Annotated in this window: 3 protein-coding genes and 1 pseudogene; all 4 read left to right on the forward strand. The window is 68.1% G+C overall.

Translation table 11 applies throughout. The features are described 5' to 3' along the window. Window positions 1-269: 269 nt before the first annotated feature. The 4 genes and pseudogenes from ACHMXE_RS11470 to ACHMXE_RS11485 all read left to right on the forward strand — a co-directional run bounded on the left by ACHMXE_RS11470 (window position 270) and on the right by ACHMXE_RS11485 (window position 22,419). Complete coding sequence (locus tag ACHMXE_RS11470; RefSeq protein ID WP_395347358.1) at window positions 270-2,504, forward strand: Ig-like domain-containing protein; 2,235 nt, start codon at window positions 270-272, stop codon at window positions 2,502-2,504. Then, window positions 2,501-10,594 (forward strand): annotated as a pseudogene (locus ACHMXE_RS11475) (Ig-like domain-containing protein); the annotation flags it as partial. The gene ACHMXE_RS11470 and the pseudogene ACHMXE_RS11475, both read left to right, overlap by 4 nt. A 430-nt stretch (window positions 10,595-11,024) precedes the next feature. After that, window positions 11,025-13,820: an Ig-like domain-containing protein gene (locus tag ACHMXE_RS11480; RefSeq protein ID WP_395346069.1), complete on the forward strand. Its 2,796-nt coding sequence runs from the start codon at window positions 11,025-11,027 to the stop codon at window positions 13,818-13,820. Then, window positions 13,771-22,419, forward strand: coding sequence for an Ig-like domain-containing protein (locus tag ACHMXE_RS11485; protein WP_395346071.1), 8,649 nt, complete (start codon window positions 13,771-13,773; stop codon window positions 22,417-22,419). The genes ACHMXE_RS11480 and ACHMXE_RS11485 overlap by 50 nt, the downstream gene beginning before the upstream one ends. The last annotated feature ends 18 nt before the right edge of the window (window positions 22,420-22,437 follow it).

The raw sequence follows: 22,437 nt of genomic DNA on the forward strand, positions 1-22,437 counted from the left end.
CGTCGGCAGCAATACGCCGCCCAACAGCGCCGATGCGACGATCTCTGGCACCGAAGACACGCCAGTTGTCCTTGGCACAGCGAACTTCGCATTCACGGATGCCGATGCGGGCCAGGCGCTGGCCAATGTGCGCATCGATACGCTGCCGGCCAATGGCACGCTGCTGCTCAATGGCGTGGCCGTCACTGCCGGTCAGGTGATCTCGGCCGCCGATATCGCCGCGGGCAACCTGAGCTTCGTGCCGGGCGCGAACGGCAATGGCACGGGCTATGCGAGCTTCAGATTCTCGGTGGCAGGACTCGGGCGGCGCCTTCGACGCCACGCCGAACACCATCACTTTCGACATCGCGGCCGTCAACGACGCACCGGTGGCCAACCCCGAGACCATTGGTGCGGTCGAGGACACGCCGCTGACGATCCCCGTGGGCACATTGCTCGCGAACGACACCGATGTGGACGGCAACCCGCTCACCATCACGAGCGTCCAGGACGCGACCAATGGCACGGTGAGCCTGGTCGGCGGCAACGTGGTGTTCACGCCCGCTGCCAACTACAACGGCCCTGCCAGCTTCAGCTACACGGTGAGCGACGGCCAGGGCGGCAGCTCGACCGTGACCGTCACGGTCAACGTGGGCGCGGTCAACGATGCGCCGGTGGCGGGCAACGACATCGCGACCACCCCGATCAACACGCCGCTGGCGAACATTCCGGTGCTGGCGAACGACACCGACGTGGACGGCGATCCGCTGACCGTGACCGGCGCCTCGCTGAACAACCCGGCGCAGGGCACGGTGACGGTCAACGCCGACGGCACGCTGAACTTCACGCCGGCGGCGAACGTGACGGGCCCGGTCGTCATCAGCTACACCGTGAGCGACGGCAAGGGCGGCACGGATACCGCGACGCTGACGGTCAACGTGGGCGCGAACACGCCGCCCGACAGCGCCGACGCGACGATCTCGGGCACCGAGGACACGCCGGTCGTTCTGGGCACTGCGAACTTCGCGTTCACCGATGCCGATGCTGGCCAGGCGCTGGCCAATGTGCGCATCGACACGCTGCCGGCCAATGGCACGCTGCTGCTCGACGGCGTGGCCGTCGCCACGGGGCAGGTGATCTCGGCGGCCGACATCGCCGCGGGGCGGCTGAGCTTCGTGCCGGCCGCCAATGGCAACGGCACGGGCTACGCGAGCTTCAGCTTCTCGGTGCAGGACTCGGGCGGCGCCTTCGACACGACGCCGAACCGCATCAGCTTCGACATCGCGCCGGTCAACGATGCGCCGGTCGGCACGCCCGACACCGTCAACGCGGTCGAGGACACACCGCTGACCATTCCCGCGTCGGCATTGCTGGGCAACGACAGCGATGCCGATGGCGACACGCTGACCATCACGAGCGTGCAGGGCGCCGTCAATGGCACGGTGAGCCTGGTGGGCGGCAACGTGGTGTTCACGCCGAACGCCAACTACAACGGCCCGGCCAGCTTCACTTACACGGTGAGCGATGGCAATGGCGGCAGCTCGACGGTGACGGTGACCGTGAACGTCGCGGCCGCCAACGACGCACCCATGGCCTCGCCCGATACGGTGGCGGCCACCGAGGACACGCCGCTGACGATCCCGAGCAGCGTGCTGCTGGGCAACGACACCGACGTGGATGGCGATGCGCTGAGCATCGTGAGCGTGCAAGACGCTACCAATGGAACGGTCAGCCTGGTCGGTGGCAACGTGATCTTCACCCCGGCGGCCAACTACAACGGGCCCGCGAGCTTCACCTACACGGTGAGCGACGGGCAGGGTGGCACGTCTACCGTGACGGTCACGGTCAACGTGGGTGCGGTCAACGACGCGCCGGTCGCCGGCAACGACATCGCGAGCACGCCGATCAACACGCCGCTCGCCAACATCCCGGTGCTGGCGAACGACAGCGATGTCGATGGCGACAGCCTCACGGTCACCAGCGCCACGCTGAACAACCCGGCGCAGGGCTCGGTCAGCATCAACGCCGACGGCACGCTGAACTTCACGCCGGCGAGCAACGTGACGGGTGCCGTGGTCATCAGCTACATGATCAGCGACGGCAACGGCGGCACCGCGACCGCCACGCTGACGGTCAATGTCGGCGCGAACACGCCGCCGAACAGTGCCGATGCCACGATCGCCGGCACGGAAGACACGCCGGTGGTGCTCGGCAGCACGAACTTCGCATTCACCGATGGCGATGCGGGCCAGACGCTCGCCAATGTGCGCATCGACACGCTGCCGGCCAACGGCACGCTGCTGCTCGATGACGTGGCGGTCACGGCCGGCCAGGTGATCTCGGCCGCGGATATCGCCGCGGGCCGCCTGAGCTTCGTGCCGGGCGCCGATGGCAACGGCACGGGCTACGAAGCTTTACGTTCTCGGTGCAGGACTCGGCCGGCGCCTTCGACGCGACGCCGAACACGATCCGCTTCGACATCGCGGCCGCCAACGACGCACCAGTGGCGAATCCCGACACGGTGACGGCCGTCGAGGACACGCCGCTGAGCATTCCGGTGGCGACCTTGCTCGCCAACGACACCGATGTCGACGGCAACCCGCTGACGATCACGAGCGTTCAGGACGCGACCAACGGCACGGTGAGCCTGGTCAATGGCAATGTGGTCTTCGCGCCCGCGGCCAACTACAACGGCCCGGCCAGCTTCACATACACCGTGAGCGACGGGCAGGGCGGTACGTCGACCGTGACGGTCACGGTCAACGTGGGCGCGGTCAACGACGCCCCGGTGGCCGGCAACGACATTGCCAGCACGCCCATCAACACGCCGCTGGCGAACATCCCCGTGCTGGCCAACGACAGCGACGTCGATGGCGATGCGCTGACCGTGAGCTCCGCGACCGTGGACCCGGCCCGCGGCACGGTCAGCATCAATGCCGATGGCACGCTGAACTTCACGCCGGCCAGCAACGTGACGGGCGCGGTGGTCATCACCTACACGGTGAGCGACGGCAAGGGCGGTACCGCGACGGCCACGCTGACGGTCAATGTCGGGGCGAACACGCCGCCGAACAGCGTCGACGCCACGATCTCCGGCACCGAAGACGCGCCGGTGGTGCTGGGCACTGCCAACTTCGCGTTCACGGACAGCGACTCGGGCCAGACCTTGGCCAACGTGCGCATCGATACGTTGCCGGCGAACGGCACGCTGCTGCTCGATGGCGTCGCCGTCACGGCCGGCCAGGTCATCTCGGCCGCCGACATCGCCGCCGGCCGCCTGAGCTTCGCTCCGGCCGCCAACGGCAATGGCCCGGCCTACGCCAGCTTCAGCTTCTCGGTACAGGATTCGGGCGGCGCCTTCGACACCGCGCCCAACACCATCACCTTCGACATCGCCGCGGTCAACGATGCGCCGGTCGGCAACCCCGACACGGTGAGCGCGAGCGAGGATGTGCCGTTGACGATCCCCGTGGGCACGCTGCTGGGCAACGACACCGATGCCGACGGCGACGCACTGACGATCGTGAGCGTGCAGGATGCCGTCAACGGGACGGTCACGCTGGCCAACGGCAGCGTGGTCTTCACACCAACTGCCAACTACAACGGTCCGGCCAGCTTCACCTACACGGTGAGCGACGGCAAGGGCGGCACCTCGACCACGACCGTGACGGTCAATGTCGGCGCGACCAACGATGCACCGGTCGCCGGCGATGACATCGCGAGCACGCCGATCAACACCCCGCTCACGAGCATCCCGGTGCTTGCGAACGACAGCGATGTCGACGGCGATCCGCTCACCGTCACCAACGCCACGGTGGATCCTGCGTTCGGCACGGTCACGGTCAATGCCGACGGCACGCTGAACTTCACGCCCGCCAGCAACGTGACGGGCGCCGTGGTCATCACCTACACGGTGAGCGATGGCCAAGGTGGCACCGACACCGCGACCTTGACGGTCAATGTCGGCACCAACACGCCGCCGAACAGCGCCGATGCGACGATCTCGGGCACCGAAGACACGCCAGTGGTCCTAGGCACGGCCAACTTCGCCTTCACCGACGCGGATGCCGGCCAGACGCTCGCGAACGTTCGCATCGACACGCTGCCGGTCAATGGCACCTTGCTGCTCGACGGGGTGGCTGTCACGGCAGGTCAAGTCATCTCGGCCGCCGACATCGCCGCGGGCCGCCTGAGCTTCGTGCCCGCAGCCGATGGCAACGGCACGAACTACGCGAGCTTTACTTTCTCGGTGCAGGACTCGGCCGGCGCCTTCGACACCACGCCGAACCGCATCGGCTTCGACATCGCCCCGGTCAACGACGCCCCGATCGCCAACCCCGACACCGTGGCCGCGACCGAGGACACGCCGCTGACCATTGCGGCATCCACGCTGCTCGCCAACGACACCGACGTCGACGGCAACCCGCTGACGATCACGAGCGTGCAGGACGCCACCAACGGAACGGTGAGCCTGGTGAACGGCAACGTGGTGTTCACGCCCGCGGCCAACTACAACGGGCCCGCCAGCTTTACCTACACCGTGAGCGACGGGCAAGGCGGCAGTTCGACGGTCACCGTGACCGTCAACGTCGCGGCGGTCAACGACGCCCCCGTGGCCAGCAACGACATCGCGAGCACGCCGATCAACACGCCGCTCTCGAGCATCCCGGTGCTGGCCAATGACAGCGACGTCGATGGCGACCCGTTGACGGTCACCAACGCCACGCTGAACAACCCGGCGCAGGGCGCGGTCGGCATCAATGCCGACGGCACGCTGAACTTCACGCCCGCCAGCAACGTCACGGGCGCGGTGGTCATCAGCTACACGGTGAGCGACGGCAAGGGCGGTACGGACACCGCGACCCTGACCGTCAACGTCGGCACCAACACGCCGCCGAACAGCGCGGACGCGACCCTCTCCGGAACGGAAGACACGCCGCTCGTGCTCACGAGCGCGAACTTCGCCTTCACCGACGCCGATGCGGGCCAGACCCTGGCCAATGTGCGCATCGACACGCTGCCCGCGAACGGCACGCTGCTGCTCGATGGCGTGGCCGTCACCGCCGGCCAGGTGATCTCGGCCGCCGACATCGCCGCGGGGCGCCTGAGCTTCGTGCCCGGTGCCGACGGTAACGGCACAGGCTACGCGAGCTTCACCTTCTCGGTGCAGGACTCGGCCGGCGCCTTCGACACGACGCCGAACCGCATCACCATCGACATCGCCGCGGTCAACGACGCGCCGGTGGCCGCGCCCGACACGGTGGCCGCCGTCGAGGACACGCCGCTGAGCATCCCGGTGAGCAGCCTGCTGGGCAACGACAGCGATGTCGATGGCGACACGCTGGCCATCGTCAGCGTGCAGGACGGCATCAATGGCACGGTGGCGCTGATCGGCGGCAACGTGGTGTTCACGCCGAATGCCAACTACAACGGTCCGGCCAGCTTCAGCTACACGGTGAGCGACGGCAAGGGCGGCAGCGCGACCACGACCGTGACGGTCAACGTCGCCGCAGTCAACGACGCGCCGGTGGCCGGCAACGACATCGCGAGCACGCCGATCAATACGCCGCTGACCAACATTGCGGTGCTGGCGAACGACAGCGATGTCGATGGCGACAGCCTCACCGTGACCAGCGCCACGCTGAACAACCCGTCGCAGGGCACGGTGACGGTTAACGCCGACGGTACGCTGAACTTCACGCCCGCCAGCAACGTGACCGGCGCCGTGGTCATCGGCTACACGGTGAGCGACGGCAAGGGCGGCACCGCCACGGCCACGCTGACCGTCAATGTCGGCGGCAACACGCCGCCCGACAGCGCCGATGCCACCATCGGCGGCAGCGAAGACACCGCGGTGATCCTGAATCCGTCGAACTTCGCGTTCAGCGACGCGGACTCGGGTCAGACCCTGGCGAACGTCCGGATCGACACGCTGCCGGCCAATGGCACCTTGTTGCTCGATGGCGTGGCCGTGAGCGCCGGCCAGGTGGTCTCCGCCGCCGACATCGCGGCGGGCCGGCTGAGCTTCGTGCCCGCGGCCAATGGCAACGGCACGGGCTACGCGAGCTTCACCTTCTCGGTGCAGGACTCGGGTGGCGCCTTCGATACGACGCCGAACCGCATCACCATCGACATCGCGCCGATCAACGATGCGCCGGTGGGCAACCCCGACACCGTCAACGCGGTCGAGGACACGCCGCTGAGCATCCCGGTCGGCACGCTGCTGGGCAACGACACCGACGTGGACGGCGATCCGCTCACCATCGTGAGCGTGCAGGACGCGACCAATGGAACCGTGAGCCTGGTGGGCGGCAATGTGGTGTTCACGCCCGCTGCCAACTACAACGGCCCGGCCAGCTTCAGCTACACGGTGAGCGATGGGCAGGGCGGCACGTCGACCGTGACGGTCACGGTGAATGTCGGCGCGGTCAACGATGCGCCGGTCGCGGGCGATGACATCGCGAGCACGCCGATCAATACGCCGCTGACCAACATCCCGGTGCTGGCCAATGACGGCGATGTCGATGGCGACAGCCTCACGGTGACCAGCGCGACGCTGAACAATCCGGCGCAGGGGACGGTCAGCATCAATGCCGATGGCACCTTGAACTTCACGCCGGCGTCCAATGTGACCGGTCCGGTCGTCATCAGCTACACGGTGAGCGACGGCAAGGGTGGTGTGGACACGGCGACCTTGACGGTCAACGTCGGCACCAATACGCCGCCGAACAGCGCCGATGCGACGATCTTGGGCACCGAGGACACGCCGGTCGTTCTGGGCACTGCGAACTTCTCCTTCACGGATGGCGATGCGGGCCAGGCGCTGGCCAATGTGCGCATCGATACGCTGCCGGCCAATGGCACGCTGCTGCTCAATGGCGTGGCCGTCACTGCCGGTCAGGTGATCTCGGCTGCCGACATCGCCGCGGGCAACCTGAGCTTCGTGCCGGGCGCGGACGGCAATGGCACGGGCTACGCAAGCTTCAGCTTCTCGGTCCAGGACTCGGGCGGCGCCTTCGACACCGCGCCGAACACGATCACCTTCGACATCGCGGCCGTCAACGACGCGCCGGTGGCCAACCCCGACACCATCGGTGCGGTCGAAGACACGCCGCTGACGATCCCCGTGGGCACGCTGCTTGCGAACGACACCGACGTCGACGGCAACCCGCTCACCATCACGAGCGTGCAGGACGCCACGAACGGCACGGTCAGCCTGGTCAATGGCAACGTGGTCTTCACGCCCGCGGCCAACTACAACGGACCGGCCAGCTTCACTTACACCGTGAGCGACGGCCAGGGCGATACATCGACCGTGACGGTCACGGTCAACGTGGGCGCGGTCAACGACGCGCCGGTCGCCGGCAACGACATTGCCAGCACGCCGATCAACACGCCGCTGTCGAACATCCCGGTGCTGGCCAACGACAGCGATGTGGACGGCGACAGCCTCACGGTCACCAGCGCCAGCCTCAACAACCCGGCGCAGGGGACGGTCAGCATCAACGCCGACGGCACGCTGAACTTCAGCCCCGCAGCGAACGTGACGGGCCCGGTCGCCATCAGCTACACCGTGAGCGACGGCAAGGGCGGCAGCGCGACCGCCACGCTGACGGTCAATGTCGGCACCAACACGCCGCCCGACAGCGCGGACACGACGATCTCTGGCACCGAGGACACGCCGGTCGTTCTGGGCACTGCGAACTTCGCGTTCACCGATGCCGATGCTGGCCAGGCGCTGGCCAATGTGCGCATCGACACGCTGCCGGCCAATGGCACGCTGCAGCTCGATGGCGTGGCGGTCACCACGGGGCAGGTGATCTCGGCGGCCGACATCGCGGCTGGTCGGTTGAGCTTCGTTCCCGCGGCCAACGGCAATGGCACGGCCTATGCCAGCTTCACCTTCTCGGTGCAGGACTCGGGCGGCGCCTTCGATACTGCGCCGAACCGCATCACCTTCGATATTGCCGCGGTCAATGACGCACCGGTCGGCACGCCCGACACCGTCAATGCGGTCGAGGACACACCGCTGACCATTCCCGCCTCGGCATTGCTGGGTAACGACAGCGATGCCGATGGCGACACGCTGACCATCACGAGCGTGCAGGGCGCGGTCAACGGCACGGTCAGCCTGGTGGGCGGCAACGTGGTGTTCACGCCCGCGGCCAACTACAACGGCCCGGCCAGCTTCAGCTACACGGTGAGCGATGGCAATGGCGGCAGCTCGACGGTGACGGTCACCGTCAATGTGGGCGCGGCCAACGATGCGCCGGTGGGGAACACCAATACCGTCGATGCGACCGAGGATACGCCGCTGACGATCCCGAGCAGCGTGCTGCTGGGCAACGACACCGACGTGGATGGCGATGCGCTGACCATCACGAGCGTGCAGGACGCGGTCAATGGTTCGGTGAGCCTGATCGGTGGCAACGTGGTGTTCACACCGGCGGCCAACTACAACGGGCCCGCCAGCTTCACCTACACCGTGAGCGACGGGCAGGGCGGTAGCTCGACCGTGACGGTCACCGTCAACGTGGGCGCGGTCAACGACGCGCCGGTGGCGGGCAACGACATCGCGAGCACGCCGATCAACACGCCGCTCGCGAACATTCCGGTGCTGGCGAACGACAGCGACGTCGATGGCGACTCACTGACGGTCACCAATGCCACGCTGAACAATCCGGCGCAGGGCACGGTCACGGTCAACGCCGATGGCACGCTGAACTTCACGCCCGCGAGCAACGTGACGGGCGCGGTCGTCATCACGTACACCGTGAGCGACGGCAAGGGTGGCACCGACACGGCCACGCTGACCATCAACGTCGGCACCAACACCGCGCCGAACAGCGCCGATGCGACCCTGTCCGGCACCGAGGACACGCCGATCGTCCTGGGCACGGCCAACTTCGCCTTCACCGATGCGGACGCCGGCCAGACCCTGGCGAACGTCCGCATCGACACGCTGCCCACCAACGGCACGCTGTTGCTCGATGGCGTGGCGGTCACCACGGGGCAGGTGATCTCGGCGGCCGACATCGCCGCGGGACGGCTGAGCTTCGTACCCGCCGCCAACGGCAACGGCACGGGCTACGCGAGCTTCACCTTCTCGGTGCAGGACTCGGCAGGGGCCTTCGACACCACGCCCAACCGCATCACCATCGACATCGCGGCCGCCAACGACGCGCCGGTTGCCAACCCCGACACGGTGACGGCGGTCGAGGACACGCCGCTGAGCATTCCGTTGGCGACCTTGCTCGCCAACGACACCGACGTGGACGGCAACCCGCTCACCATCACGAGCGTGCAGGACGCCACCAACGGCACGGTCAGCCTGGTCAATGGCAACGTGGTGTTCACGCCCGCTGCCAACTACAACGGGCCGGCGAGCTTCAGCTACACCGTGAGCGACGGGCAGGGCGGAACTTCGACGGTCACCGTGACCGTCAATGTCGGAGCCGTGAACGACGCGCCGGTGGCTGGCAACGACATCGCGAGCACGCCGATCAACACGCCGCTGACCAACATCCCGGTGCTGGCGAACGACAGCGATGTCGATGGCGACAGCCTCACGGTCACCAATGCCACGCTGAACAACCCGGCGCAGGGCACGGTCGCGGTCAATGCCGACGGCACGCTGAACTTCACGCCCGCCAGCAACGTGACGGGCGCCGTGGCCATCACCTACACGGTGAGCGATGGCAACGGCGGCACCGCGACGGCCACGCTGACGGTCAATGTCGGCACCAATACCCCGCCGAACAGCGCCGATGCCACGGTCTCCGGCACGGAAGACACGCCGGTGGTGCTGGGTACGGCCAACTTCGCGTTCACGGACAGCGACTCGGGCCAGACCTTGGCCAATGTGCGCATCGACACGCTGCCTGCGAACGGCACGCTGCTGCTCGATGGCGTCGCCGTCACCGCCGGCCAAGTGATCTCGGCCGCCGACATCGCTGCTGGTCGCCTGACCTTCGCGCCCGCCGCGAACGGCAACGGCCCGGCCTACGCAAGCTTCACCTTCTCGGTGCAGGACTCTGGCGGCGCCTTCGACACCGCGCCCAACACGATCACCTTCGATATCGCCGCGGTCAACGACGCACCGGTCGGTAGCCCCGACACGGTGAGTGCGAGCGAGGATGTGCCGCTGACGATTCCCGTGGGCACGCTGCTGGGCAACGACACCGACGCGGACGGCGATGCGCTGACGATCGTGAGCGTGCAGGATGCCGTCAACGGGACGGTCACGCTGGCCAACGGCAGCGTGGTCTTCACACCAACTGCCAACTACAACGGCCCGGCCAGCTTCACCTACACCGTGAGCGACGGCAAGGGCGGCACCTCGACCACGACCGTGACCGTCAATGTGGGCGCGACCAACGATGCACCGATGGCCGGCGATGACATCGCGAGCACGCCGATCAACACGCCGCTGACCAACATTCCGGTGCTCGCGAACGACAACGATGTCGACGGCGATCCGTTGACGGTCACCGGCGCCACGCTGAACGACCCGGCGCAGGGAACCGTGACGGTCAACGCCGACGGCACGCTGAACTTCACCCCGGCCGCCAACGTCACGGGCGCGGTCGTCATCACCTACACCGTGAGCGACGGCAAGGGCGGCACGGACACGGCCACGTTGACCGTCAATATCGGCACCAACACGCCGCCCGACAGCGCCGATGCCACGATCCCGGGCACCGAGGACACGCAGCTGGTCCTGACCACGGCCAATTTCGCCTTCACCGACGCGGATGCCGGCCAGACGCTCGCGAACGTCCGGATCGACACGCTGCCCACCAATGGCACGCTGCTGCTCGATGGCGTCGCCGTGACTGCTGGCCAGGTGGTCTCCGCCGCCGACATCGCGGCCGGCCGGCTGAGCTTCGTTCCCGCGGCCGATGGCAACGGCACGGGCTACGCGAGCTTCACCTTCTCGGTGCAGGACTCGGGCGGCGCCTTCGACGCTGCTCCCAACCGCATCACCATCGACGTCGCGCCAGTCAACGATGCGCCGGTGGGCAACCCCCGACACCGTCAACGCGGTGGAAGACACGCCGCTGACGATCCCGGCCGCGAGCTTGCTGGGCAACGACACCGATGTCGATGGCGACACGCTCGCGATCGTCAGCGTGCAGGACGCCGTCAACGGCACGGTGAGCCTGGTGGGTGGCAACGTGGTCTTCACACCGGCCGCCAACTACAACGGCCCCGCCAGCTTCACCTACACCGTGAGCGACGGAAAGGGCGGCAGCTCGACCGTGACGGTCACCGTCAACGTGGGCGCGGTCAATGACGCGCCGGTCGCGGGCAACGACATCGCGAGCACGCCGATCAATACGCCGCTGGCGAACATCCCGGTGCTCGCGAACGACAGCGACGTCGATGGCGACTCTCTGACGGTCACGAATGCCACGCTGAACAACCCGGCGCAAGGCACGGTGACGGTCAATGCCGACGGCACGTTGAACTTCACGCCGGCGAACAACGTGACGGGCGCGGTGGTCATCACCTACACCGTGAGCGACGGCAAGGGCGGCACGGACACCGCGACCCTGACCGTGAACGTCGGAACCAACACACCGCCGAACAGCGCCGATGCAACGTTCTCGGGCACAGAAGACACGCCACTGGTCCTGACCACGGCCAACTTCGCGTTCACCGATGCCGACAGCGGCCAGACGCTCGCGAACGTGCGCATCGACACGCTGCCGACCAATGGCACGCTGCTGCTCGATGGCGCAGCCGTCACTGCGGGTCAAGTCATCTCTGCGGCCGACATCGCGGCTGGTCGCCTGAGCTTCGTTCCCGCCGCCAACGGCAATGGCCCGGCCTACGCAAGCTTCACCTTCTCGGTGCAGGACTCGGCCGGTGCCTTCGACGCCACGCCCAACCGCATCACCATCGACATCGCCGCGGTCAACGACGCGCCGGTGGCCGCGCCCGACACGGTGGCGGCCGTCGAGGACACGCCGCTGAGCATCCCGGTGGGCAGCCTGCTGGGCAACGACAGCGACGTGGATGGCGACACGCTCGCCATCGTCAGCGTCCAGGATGCGACCAATGGCACCGTGAGCCTGGTCGGCGGCAACGTGGTGTTCACCCCGGCCGCCAACTACAACGGCCCCGCCAGCTTCACGTACACCGTGAGCGACGGGCAGGGCGGCAGCTCGACGGTCACCGTGACCGTCAATGTCGCCGCCGTGAACGACGCACCGGTGGCGGGCAATGACATCGCCAGCACGCCGATCAACACGCCGCTGACCAACATCCCGGTGCTCGCTAACGACAGCGATGTCGACGGCGACAGCCTCATCGTGACCAGCGCCACGCTGAACAACCCGGCACAGGGCACGGTGACCATCAACGCCGATGGCACGCTGAACTTCACCCCGGCGGCCAACGTGACGGGCACGGTGGTCATCAGCTACACGGTGAGCGACGGCAAGGGCGGCACGGACACGGCCACCCTGACGGTCAATGTCGGCACGAACTCCCCGCCGAACAGCGCCGATGCGACTCTTTCCGGCACCGAGGACACGCCGGTCGTGCTGGGTTCGGCCAACTTCGCATTCACCGATGCGGATGCCGGACAGACGCTCGCGAACGTGCGCATCGACACGCTGCCGGCCAACGGCACCTTGTTGCTCGACGGCGTGGCCGTCACCGCCGGCCAGGTGATTTCCGCCGCCGATATCGCCGCGGGCCGCCTGAGCTTCGTGCCGGGCGCGAACGGCAACGGCACGGGCTACGCGAGCTTCACCTTCTCGGTGCAGGACTCGGGTGGTGCCTTCGACACGGCGCCGAATCGCATCAGCTTCGACATCGCGCCGGTCAACGATGCGCCGGTGGGCAACCCCGACACCGTCAACGCGGTCGAGGACACGCCGCTGAGCATTCCGGTCGGCACGCTGCTGGGCAACGACACCGACGTGGACGGCGACCCGCTCGCCATCGTGAGCGTGCAGGACGCGACCAATGGCACGGTGAGCCTGGTGGGCGGCAATGTGGTGTTCACGCCCGCGGCCAACTACAACGGCCCGGCCAGCTTCAGCTACACCGTGAGCGACGGGCAGGGTGGTACTTCGACCGTGACGGTCACGGTGAACGTCGGGGCCGTCAACGACGCACCGGTGGCCGGCGACGACATCGCGAGCACGCCGATCAATACGCCGCTCGCCAACATTCCGGTGCTGGCCAACGACAGCGATGTCGATGGCGACGGCCTCACGGTCACCAGCGCGACGCTGAACAACCCGGCCCAAGGCACGGTCACGGTCAATGCCGACGGCACGCTGAATTTCACACCCGCCAACAACGTGACTGGCCCGGTGGTGATCAGCTACACCGTGAGCGACGGCAAGGGTGGCGTGGACACGGCGACCCTGACGATCAACGTCGGCACCAATACCCCGCCGAACAGCGCCGACGCGACGATCTCTGGCACCGAAGACACGCCGGTCGTCCTGGGCACTGCGAACTTCGCGTTCACGGATGCCGATGCGGGTCAGGCGCTCGCCAATGTGCGCATCGATACGCTGCCGGCGAATGGCACGCTGCTGCTCAACGGCGTGGCCGTGAGCGCCGGCCAGGTGATCTCGGCCGCCGACATCGCGGCAGGCAATCTGAGCTTCGTGCCGGGCGCGAACGGCAATGGCACGAACTACGCGAGCTTCACCTTCTCGGTGCAGGATTCGGGCGGCGCCTTCGACACCACGCCGAACCGCATCAGCTTCGACATTGCACCGGTCAACGACGCGCCGGTGGCGAACCCCCGACACCGTCGATGCGGTGGAAGACACGCCGCTGACGATCCCCGCGGGAACACTGCTGGGCAATGACTCCGATGTCGACGGCAACCCGCTGACCATCACCAGCGTGCAGGACGCGACCAATGGCAGCGTGAGCCTGGTCGGCGGCAACGTGGTGTTCACGCCCGCGGCCAACTACAACGGACCTGCCAGCTTCAGCTACACGGTGAGCGATGGCCAAGGTGGCACTTCGACGGTCACCGTGACCGTCAACGTCGCCGCCGTGAACGACGCACCGGTGGCGGGCAACGACATCGCCAGCACGCCGATCAATACGCCGCTCTCGAACATCCCGGTACTGGCCAACGACAGCGATGTCGACGGCGACAGCCTCACGGTCACCAGCGCCACGCTGAACAATCCGGCCCAAGGCACGGTGACCATCAACGCCGACGGCACGCTGAACTTCACGCCCGCCGCCAACGGGACGGGCGCCGTGGTCATCAGCTACACGGTGAGCGACGGCAAGGGCGGTTCGGACACCGCCACCCTGACGGTCAACGTCGGCACCAACACGCCGCCCGACAGCGCGGACGCGACGATCCCCGGCACCGAAGACACCCCGGTCGTCCTGACCACCGCCAACTTCGCCTTCACCGACACGGATGCCGGCCAGACCCTCGCAAACGTGCGCATCGACACGCTGCCGGCCAATGGCACGCTGCTGCTCGAAGGCGTGGCGGTCACGACGGGGCAGGTGATCTCGGCGGCCGATATTGCGGCTGGTCGGCTGAGCTTCGTGCCGGCCGCGAACGGCAACGGCACGGGCTACGCGAGCTTCGGCTTCTCGGTGCAGGACTCGGGTGGCGCATTCGATGCCACGCCGAACCGCATCAGCTTCGACATCGCGCCGGTCAACGATGCACCGGTCGGTACGCCCGACACCGTCAATGCGGTGGAAGACACACCGCTGACCATTCCAGCCTCGGCATTGCTGGGCAACGACAGCGATGCCGATGGCGACACGCTGAGCATCACGAGCGTGCAGGGCGCGGTCAATGGCACGGTCAGCCTGGTGGGCGGCAACGTGGTGTTCACGCCGAACGCCAACTACAACGGCCCGGCCAGCTTCAGCTACACGGTGAGCGATGGCAATGGCGGCAGCTCGACCGTGACGGTGAGCGTGAACGTCGCGGCCGCCAACGACGCGCCCGTGGCCTCGCCGGACGCGGTGGCCGCCACCGAGGACACGCCGCTGACCATTCCCACCGGCAATCTGCTGGCCAACGACACCGACGTGGATGGCGATGCGCTCACCATCACGAGCGTGCAGGACGCGGTCAACGGCACGGTCAGCCTTGTCGGCGGCAACGTGGTGTTCACGCCCACCGCCAACTACAACGGTCCGGCCAGCTTCACCTACACGGTGAGCGACGGCAAGGGCGGCACCTCGACCACGACCGTGACGGTCAATGTCGGCGCCGTGAACGACGCGCCGGTGGCGGGCGACGACATCGCGAGCACGCCGATCAACACGCCGCTGACCAATATCCCGGTGCTGGCGAACGACAGCGACGTCGATGGCGATCCGCTCACGGTGACGGGCGCAAGCGTCAATCCGGCGCTCGGCTCGGTCACGGTCAATGCCGACGGCAGCTTGAACTTCACGCCGGCCAACAACGTGACGGGACCGGTCGTCATCAGCTACACGGTGAGCGACGGCAAGGGCGGCACGGACACGGCGACCCTGACGGTGAACGTCGGCACGAACACGCCGCCCAACAGCGCCGACGCAACGATCTCGGGGACCGAGGACACGCCGGTCGTTCTGGGCAGCGCCAACTTCGCGTTCACCGATGCCGATGCGGGCCAGACGCTCGCGAACGTTCGCATCGACACGCTGCCGGCCAACGGCACCCTGCTGCTGAATGGCGTGGCGGTCACGGCGGGCCAGGTGATCTCGGCGGCCGACATCGCGGCGGGACGGCTGAGCTTCGTTCCTGCTGCGAATGGCAACGGCACGAACTACGCGAGCTTCATCTTCTCGGTGCAGGACTCCGCCGGGGCCTTCGACACGGCCCCCAACCGCATCACCATCGACATCGCGCCGGTCAACGATGCGCCGGTGGGCAATCCCGACACCGTCAATGCGGTGGAGGACACGCCGCTGACGATTCCTGCGGGAACGCTGCTGGGCAATGACACCGATGTGGATGGCGATCCGCTCACCATCGTGAGCGTGCAGGATGCGACCAATGGCACGGTCAGCCTGGTCAATGGCAACGTGGTGTTCACGCCGGCGGCCAACTACAACGGACCGGCCAGCTTCACGTACACCGTGAGCGATGGGCAGGGCGGCACCTCGACGGTCACCGTGACCGTCAATGTCGGCGCGGTCAATGACGCACCGGTCGCGGGCAACGACATCGCGAGCACGCCGATCAACACGCCGCTGACCAACATCCCGGTGCTGGCCAACGACAGCGACGTCGATGGCGATCCGCTCACGGTCACGGGTGCGACGCTGAACAACCCGGCGCAGGGCAGCGTGACGGTCAACGCCGACGGCACGCTGAGCTTCACGCCGGCCAACAACGTGACCGGGGCCGTCGTCATCAGCTACACCGTGAGCGATGGCAAGGGCGGCACCGCGACGGCCACGCTGACGGTCAATGTCGGCACCAATACCCCACCGAACAGCGCCGATGCCACGGTCTCCGGCACCGAAGACACGCCGGTGGTGCTGGGCACCGCGAACTTCGCGTTCACCGATGCCGACAGCGGGCAGACGCTGGCCAATGTGCGCATCGATACGTTGCCTGCGAACGGCACGCTGCTGCTCGACGGTGTGGCCGTCACTGCCGGCCAGATCATCTCCGCTGCCGACATTGCAGCTGGAAGGCTGAGCTTTGCTCCGGCCGCCAACGGCAATGGCCCGGCCTACGCCAGCTTCAGCTTCTCGGTGCAGGACTCGGGCGGTGCCTTCGACACCACGCCCAACACCATCACCTTCGACATCGCCGCCGTCAACGATGCACCTGTCGGCAACCCCGACACGGTGAGCGCGAGCGAGGATGTGCCGTTGACGATCCCCGTGGGCACGCTGCTGGGCAACGACACGGATGCCGACGGCGACGCGCTGACGATCGTGAGCGTGCAGGATGCCGTCAATGGCACGGTGACCCTGGCAAACGGCAGTGTGGTCTTCACGTCGAACGCCAACTACAACGGCCCGGCCAGCTTCACCTACACGGTGAGCGATGGCCAGGGTGGGACCTCGACCACGACCGTGACGGTCAACGTCGGCGCGACCAACGATGCACCGGTGGCCGGCGATGACATCGCCAGCACGCCGATCAACACCCCGCTCACGAGCATCCCGGTGCTCGCGAACGACAGCGATGTCGACGGAGATCCGCTCACCGTCACCAGCGCCACGGTGGATCCGGCGCTCGGAACGGTCACGGTCAATGCCGACGGCACGTTGAACTTCGCGCCGGCCGCCAATGTGACGGGACCGGTGGTCATCACCTACACGGTGAGCGATGGCCAAGGTGGCACCGACACCGCGACCCTGACGATCAACGTCGGCACCAACACGCCGCCGAACAGCGCCGACGCGACGATCGCCGGCACCGAGGACACCGCCGTCACGCTGACGAGCGCGAACTTCGCGTTCACCGACGCCGACAGCGGCCAGACCCTGGCGAACGTACGCATCGACACGCTGCCGGCCAATGGCACTTTGCTGCTGAACGGAACGGCCGTGACGGCGGGCCAGGTGATCTCGGCCGCCGATATCGCGGCCGGTCGCCTGAGCTTCGTGCCCGCGGCCAATGGCAACGGCACGAACTACGCGAGCTTCACCTTCTCGGTGCAGGACTCGGCCGGCGCCTTCGATACCACGCCGAACCGCATCGGCTTCGACATCGCGCCGGTCAACGATGCGCCGGTCGCGAACCCCGACACCGTCAACGCGGTGGAAGACACGCCGCTGACGATCCCGGCCGCGAGCTTGCTCGGCAACGACACCGACGTCGACGGCAACCCGTTGACCCTCGTGAGCGTGCAGGACGCCACCAACGGCACCGTGAGCCTGGTCGGCGGCAACGTGGTCTTCACGCCCAACGCCAACTACAACGGCCCGGCCAGCTTCACCTACACGGTGAGCGACGGACAGGGCGGGACGTCGACCACGACCGTGACGGTCAATGTCGGCGCCGTGAACGACGCGCCGGTGGCGGGCAATGACATCGCCAGCACGCCGATCAACACGCCGCTCTCGAGCATCCCGGTGCTGGCCAATGACAGCGATGTCGATGGCGACTCGCTGACGGTCACCAGCGCCACGCTGAACAACCCGGCGCAGGGCACGGTGACGGTCAATGCCGACGGCACGCTGAACTTCACGCCGGCGAACAATGTGACGGGCGCGGTCGTCATCACTTACACGGTGAGCGACGGCAAGGGCGGCACCGCGACGGCCACGCTGACCGTCACCGTCGGCACCAACACGCCGCCCGACAGCGCCGACGCGACCCTCTCCGGCACGGAAGACACGCCGCTCGTGCTCACGAGCGCGAACTTCGCCTTCACCGACGCCGACAGCGGCCAGACCCTCGCCAACGTCCGCATCGACACGCTGCCGAACAACGGCACGCTGCTGCTCGACGGCGTGGCCGTCACCTCGGGCCAGCTGATCTCCGCCGCCGACATCGCCGCCGGCCGGCTGAGCTTCGTGCCCGCCGCCAACGGCAATGGCACCACCTACGCGAGCTTCACCTTCTCGGTGCAGGACTCGGCCGGCGCCTTCGACACCACGCCCAACCGCGTCACCATCGACATCGCGCCGGTCAACGACCTGCCGGTCGCGAACCCCGACGCGCAGACCATTCCCGAGGACACGGTCGCCACGGGCAATGTGCTGGGCAACGACAGCGACGCCGACGGCACCACGCTCACGGTGACGCAGTTCGTGGTCGACGGCAGCACCTACACGGCCGGGCAGAGCGCCACTCTGGCGGGCGTGGGCACGCTGGTCATCAACGCCGACGGCAGCTACGTCTTCACGCCGGCGGCCAACTACAACGGCCCGGTGCCCGTCGCGACCTATACCGTCAGCGACGGCACGGCCACCGCGAGCGCCACGCTCACGCTCGCCGTCTCCCCGGTGGCCGACGGTTTCTCCGATGGCGACGAAAGCGTGAGCACGGCGGAGGACACGCCGATCTCGGGCTCGGTGCTCGCGGGCACCAGCAGTCCCGACGGCACGGTGACGGTCACCGGCTTCAGCGTGGCCGGCGATGCGACGGCCTATGCCGCGGGCCAGACCGCGAGCATCGCGGGCGTGGGCACGCTGAGGATCAATGCCGACGGCAGCTACACCTTCACGCCGGCGGCCAACTACAACGGCCCGGTGCCGGTCGCGACCTATCGCCTGAGCGACGGCAGCAGCACCGACACCTCGACGCTGACCATCGTGGTCACGCCGGTGGACGACCCCTTCACCGACGCCGACGAGAGCGTGAGCACGCCCGAGGACACGCCGATCTCCGGCACCGTGCTCGCGGGCACCAGCAGCGTCGACGGACCGGTGACGGTCACCGGCTTCACGGTGGCGGGCGATGCCACGGCCTATGCCGCGGGCCAGACCGCCAGCATCGCGGGCGTGGGCACGCTGACGATCCGCGCCGACGGCAGCTACACCTTCACCCCGGCGGCCAACTACAGCGGCCCGGTGCCGGTCGCCACCTATGCGATGACCGACGGCTCGAGCACCGACAGCTCGACGCTGACGATCACCGTGAGCGGCAGCAACGATGCACCGGTGGCGAACGCCGACACGAACACCGTGCCCGAGGACACGCCGGCCACCGGCAACGTGCTGGGCAACGACAGCGATCTCGACGGCGACGGCCTGACGGTGACGGGCTTCACGGTCGGCGGCGCCAGCTACACGGCCGGCCAGACGGCCACGCTCGCCGGCGTGGGCACGCTGGCGATCGATGCCGACGGCAGCTACGTCTTCACGCCCGCGGCCCACTACAACGGCCCGGTGCCCGTGGCGACCTACACCGTGAGCGACGGCACCGCCACCGCGAGCTCGACGCTGACCATCGTCGTCACGCCGGTCAACGACGCACCGGTGGCGGGCGACGACCTCGCGAGCACGCCGATCAACACGCCGCTGGCCAACATCCCGGTGCTGGCCAACGACAGCGACGTGGATGGCGACCCGCTGACGGTGACGGGCGCGAGCGTCGATCCGGCGCGCGGCGCGGTCACGGTCAACCCCGACGGCACGCTGAACTTCACGCCGGCCGCCAACGTGACGGGGCCGGTGGTCATCACCTACACGGTGAGCGACGGCAAGGGCGGCACGGACACGGCCACCCTGACGGTCAATGTCGGCGCGAACACGCCGCCGAACAGTGCCGATGCGACGATCTCGGGCACCGAGGACACGCCGGTCGTGCTGGGCAGCGCGAACTTCGCGTTCACCGACGCCGACAGCGGCCAGACCCTGGCGAACGTTCGCATCGACACGCTGCCGGCCAACGGCACCTTGCTGCTCAACGGCGTGGCCGTGAACGCAGGCCAGGTGATCTCGGCCGCCGACATCGCCGCCGGCCGCCTGAGCTTCGTTCCTGCTGCGAACGGCAACGGCACGAACTACGCGAGCTTCACCTTCTCGGTGCAGGACTCGGCCGGCGCCTTCGACACCACGCCGAACCGCATCGGCTTCGACATCGCGCCGGTCAACGATGCGCCAGTGGCGAACCCCGACACCGTCAATGCGGTGGAAGACACGCCGCTGACGATCCCGGCCGCCACCTTGCTGGGCAACGACACCGACGTCGACGGCAACCCGCTGACCATCGTGAGCGTGCAAGGTGCGGTCAATGGCACGGTCAGCCTGGTGGGCGGCAACGTGGTCTTCACCCCGAACGCCAACTACAACGGCCCGGCCAGCTTCACCTACACGGTGAGCGATGGCCAGGGCGGCACCTCGACGGTCACCGTGACCGTCAATGTCGCCGCCGTGAACGACGCGCCGGTGGCTGGCAACGACATCGCCAGCACGCCGATCAACACGCCGCTGAACAACATCCCCGTGCTGGCCAACGACAGCGACGTCGATGGCGACAGCCTCACGGTGACCGGCGCCGTGCTGGACAACCCGGTGCTCGGCACGGTCACGGTGAACCCCGACGGCACGCTGAACTTCGTGCCGGCCACCAACCTCAATGGCCCGGTCGTCATCCGCTACACCGTCAGCGACGGCCAGGGCGGCACCGCCACCGCGACCCTGACGGTCAACGTCGGCGCCAACACGCCGCCGGACAGCACCGACGCGACGATCCGCGGGACCGAGGACACGGCGCTCGTGCTCACCGGCGCGAACTTCGCGTTCACCGATGCCGATGCGGGCCAGACGCTGGCGAACGTGCGCATCGACACGCTGCCGGCCAATGGCACGCTGGTGCTCAACGGCGTGGCGGTGACGGCGGGCCAGGTGATCTCCGCGGCCGACATCGCGGCGGGCCGGCTGAGCTTCGTGCCCGCGGCCAACGGCAGCGGCACGGCCTATGCGAGCTTCACCTTCTCGGTGCAGGACTCCGCCGGTGCCTTCGACGCCACGCCCAACCGCATCACCATCGACATCGCACCGGTCAACGGCGCACCGGTGGTGCGGCCCGACAGCGCCGTCTCGGCCGGCGGCGCGCCGGTCACGATCGACGTGCTGGCCAACGACAGCGACCCCGAGGGCGGACCGCTCACGGTGCGCCATATCAACGGCGTGCCGATCGCGGTCGGCGGCTCGGTCGCGGTGGACGGCGGCACGGTCACGCTCAATGCCGACGGCACGCTCACCTTCGTGCCGCTGCCGGGCTTCTCGGGCACGCCGAGCTTCTCGTACACCGCGGTCGACCGCGACGGCGCCACCGCCACCGGCACGGTGAGCCTCACGGTCTCGCCGGCCACGCAGCCGCCGGCGCCACCCCCGCCACCCGTCCCGCCGCTGGCCGAGGTGCCGCCGAGCGTCGGCCAACTGCTCGAGTTCGGCCAGCCCGACTGGCCCGCGGGCTGGGACATCCGCACCGAGTGGGGCTACAAGGCCTACGAGCTCAAGCCGATGGCGGTGCCGCTGCATATCGACGAGGCGGTCAATGCGATCCGTCCGCTCTACGGCATCCAGTTCCTCGACGGCAAGGAGCCGCTGCGCATCGCGCTCGAAGGCATCCGCCCGCTCGACGGCATCCCGCGGCTGGACAGCGGCACGCCGATCCTCGACGTGGTCGAGAGCCTGCAGCGCCGCTTCGTGGTGCTCGACCCGGCGCGCGCCATGTTCTCGCGCCAGGGCGATGTGCGGGTGCTCGAGGCCATGCGCCCGGGCCAGGAGCTGCTGGTCGGCGACACCGCGGACCGGCCAGACGGCGCGTCGGGCCTCGGCGCGCTCGGCGCCGCGGCTTCGGAAGCCTCGAACGACCCGCGCATCGGCAACGAGCGCACGCCGCCGCAGCGCCTGGCACCGCCGGCGCCGCGCGCGGCCGGGCTGCCGGTCGGCGACGTGGGCGGGCTGCTCTTCAGCGAGCAGATCGCGTTCCACGTCAACCAGTCGGCCACCGAAACGGAGCAACTGGCTGCCGCCCTGCGCGCGCAGCCGGTTGTGGAGATCACCCCTTGAGAAACCGAACTCGAAGAA

Source organism: Variovorax sp. UC122_21, assembly GCF_044056785.1.
GTDB lineage: Bacteria > Pseudomonadota > Gammaproteobacteria > Burkholderiales > Burkholderiaceae_C > Variovorax.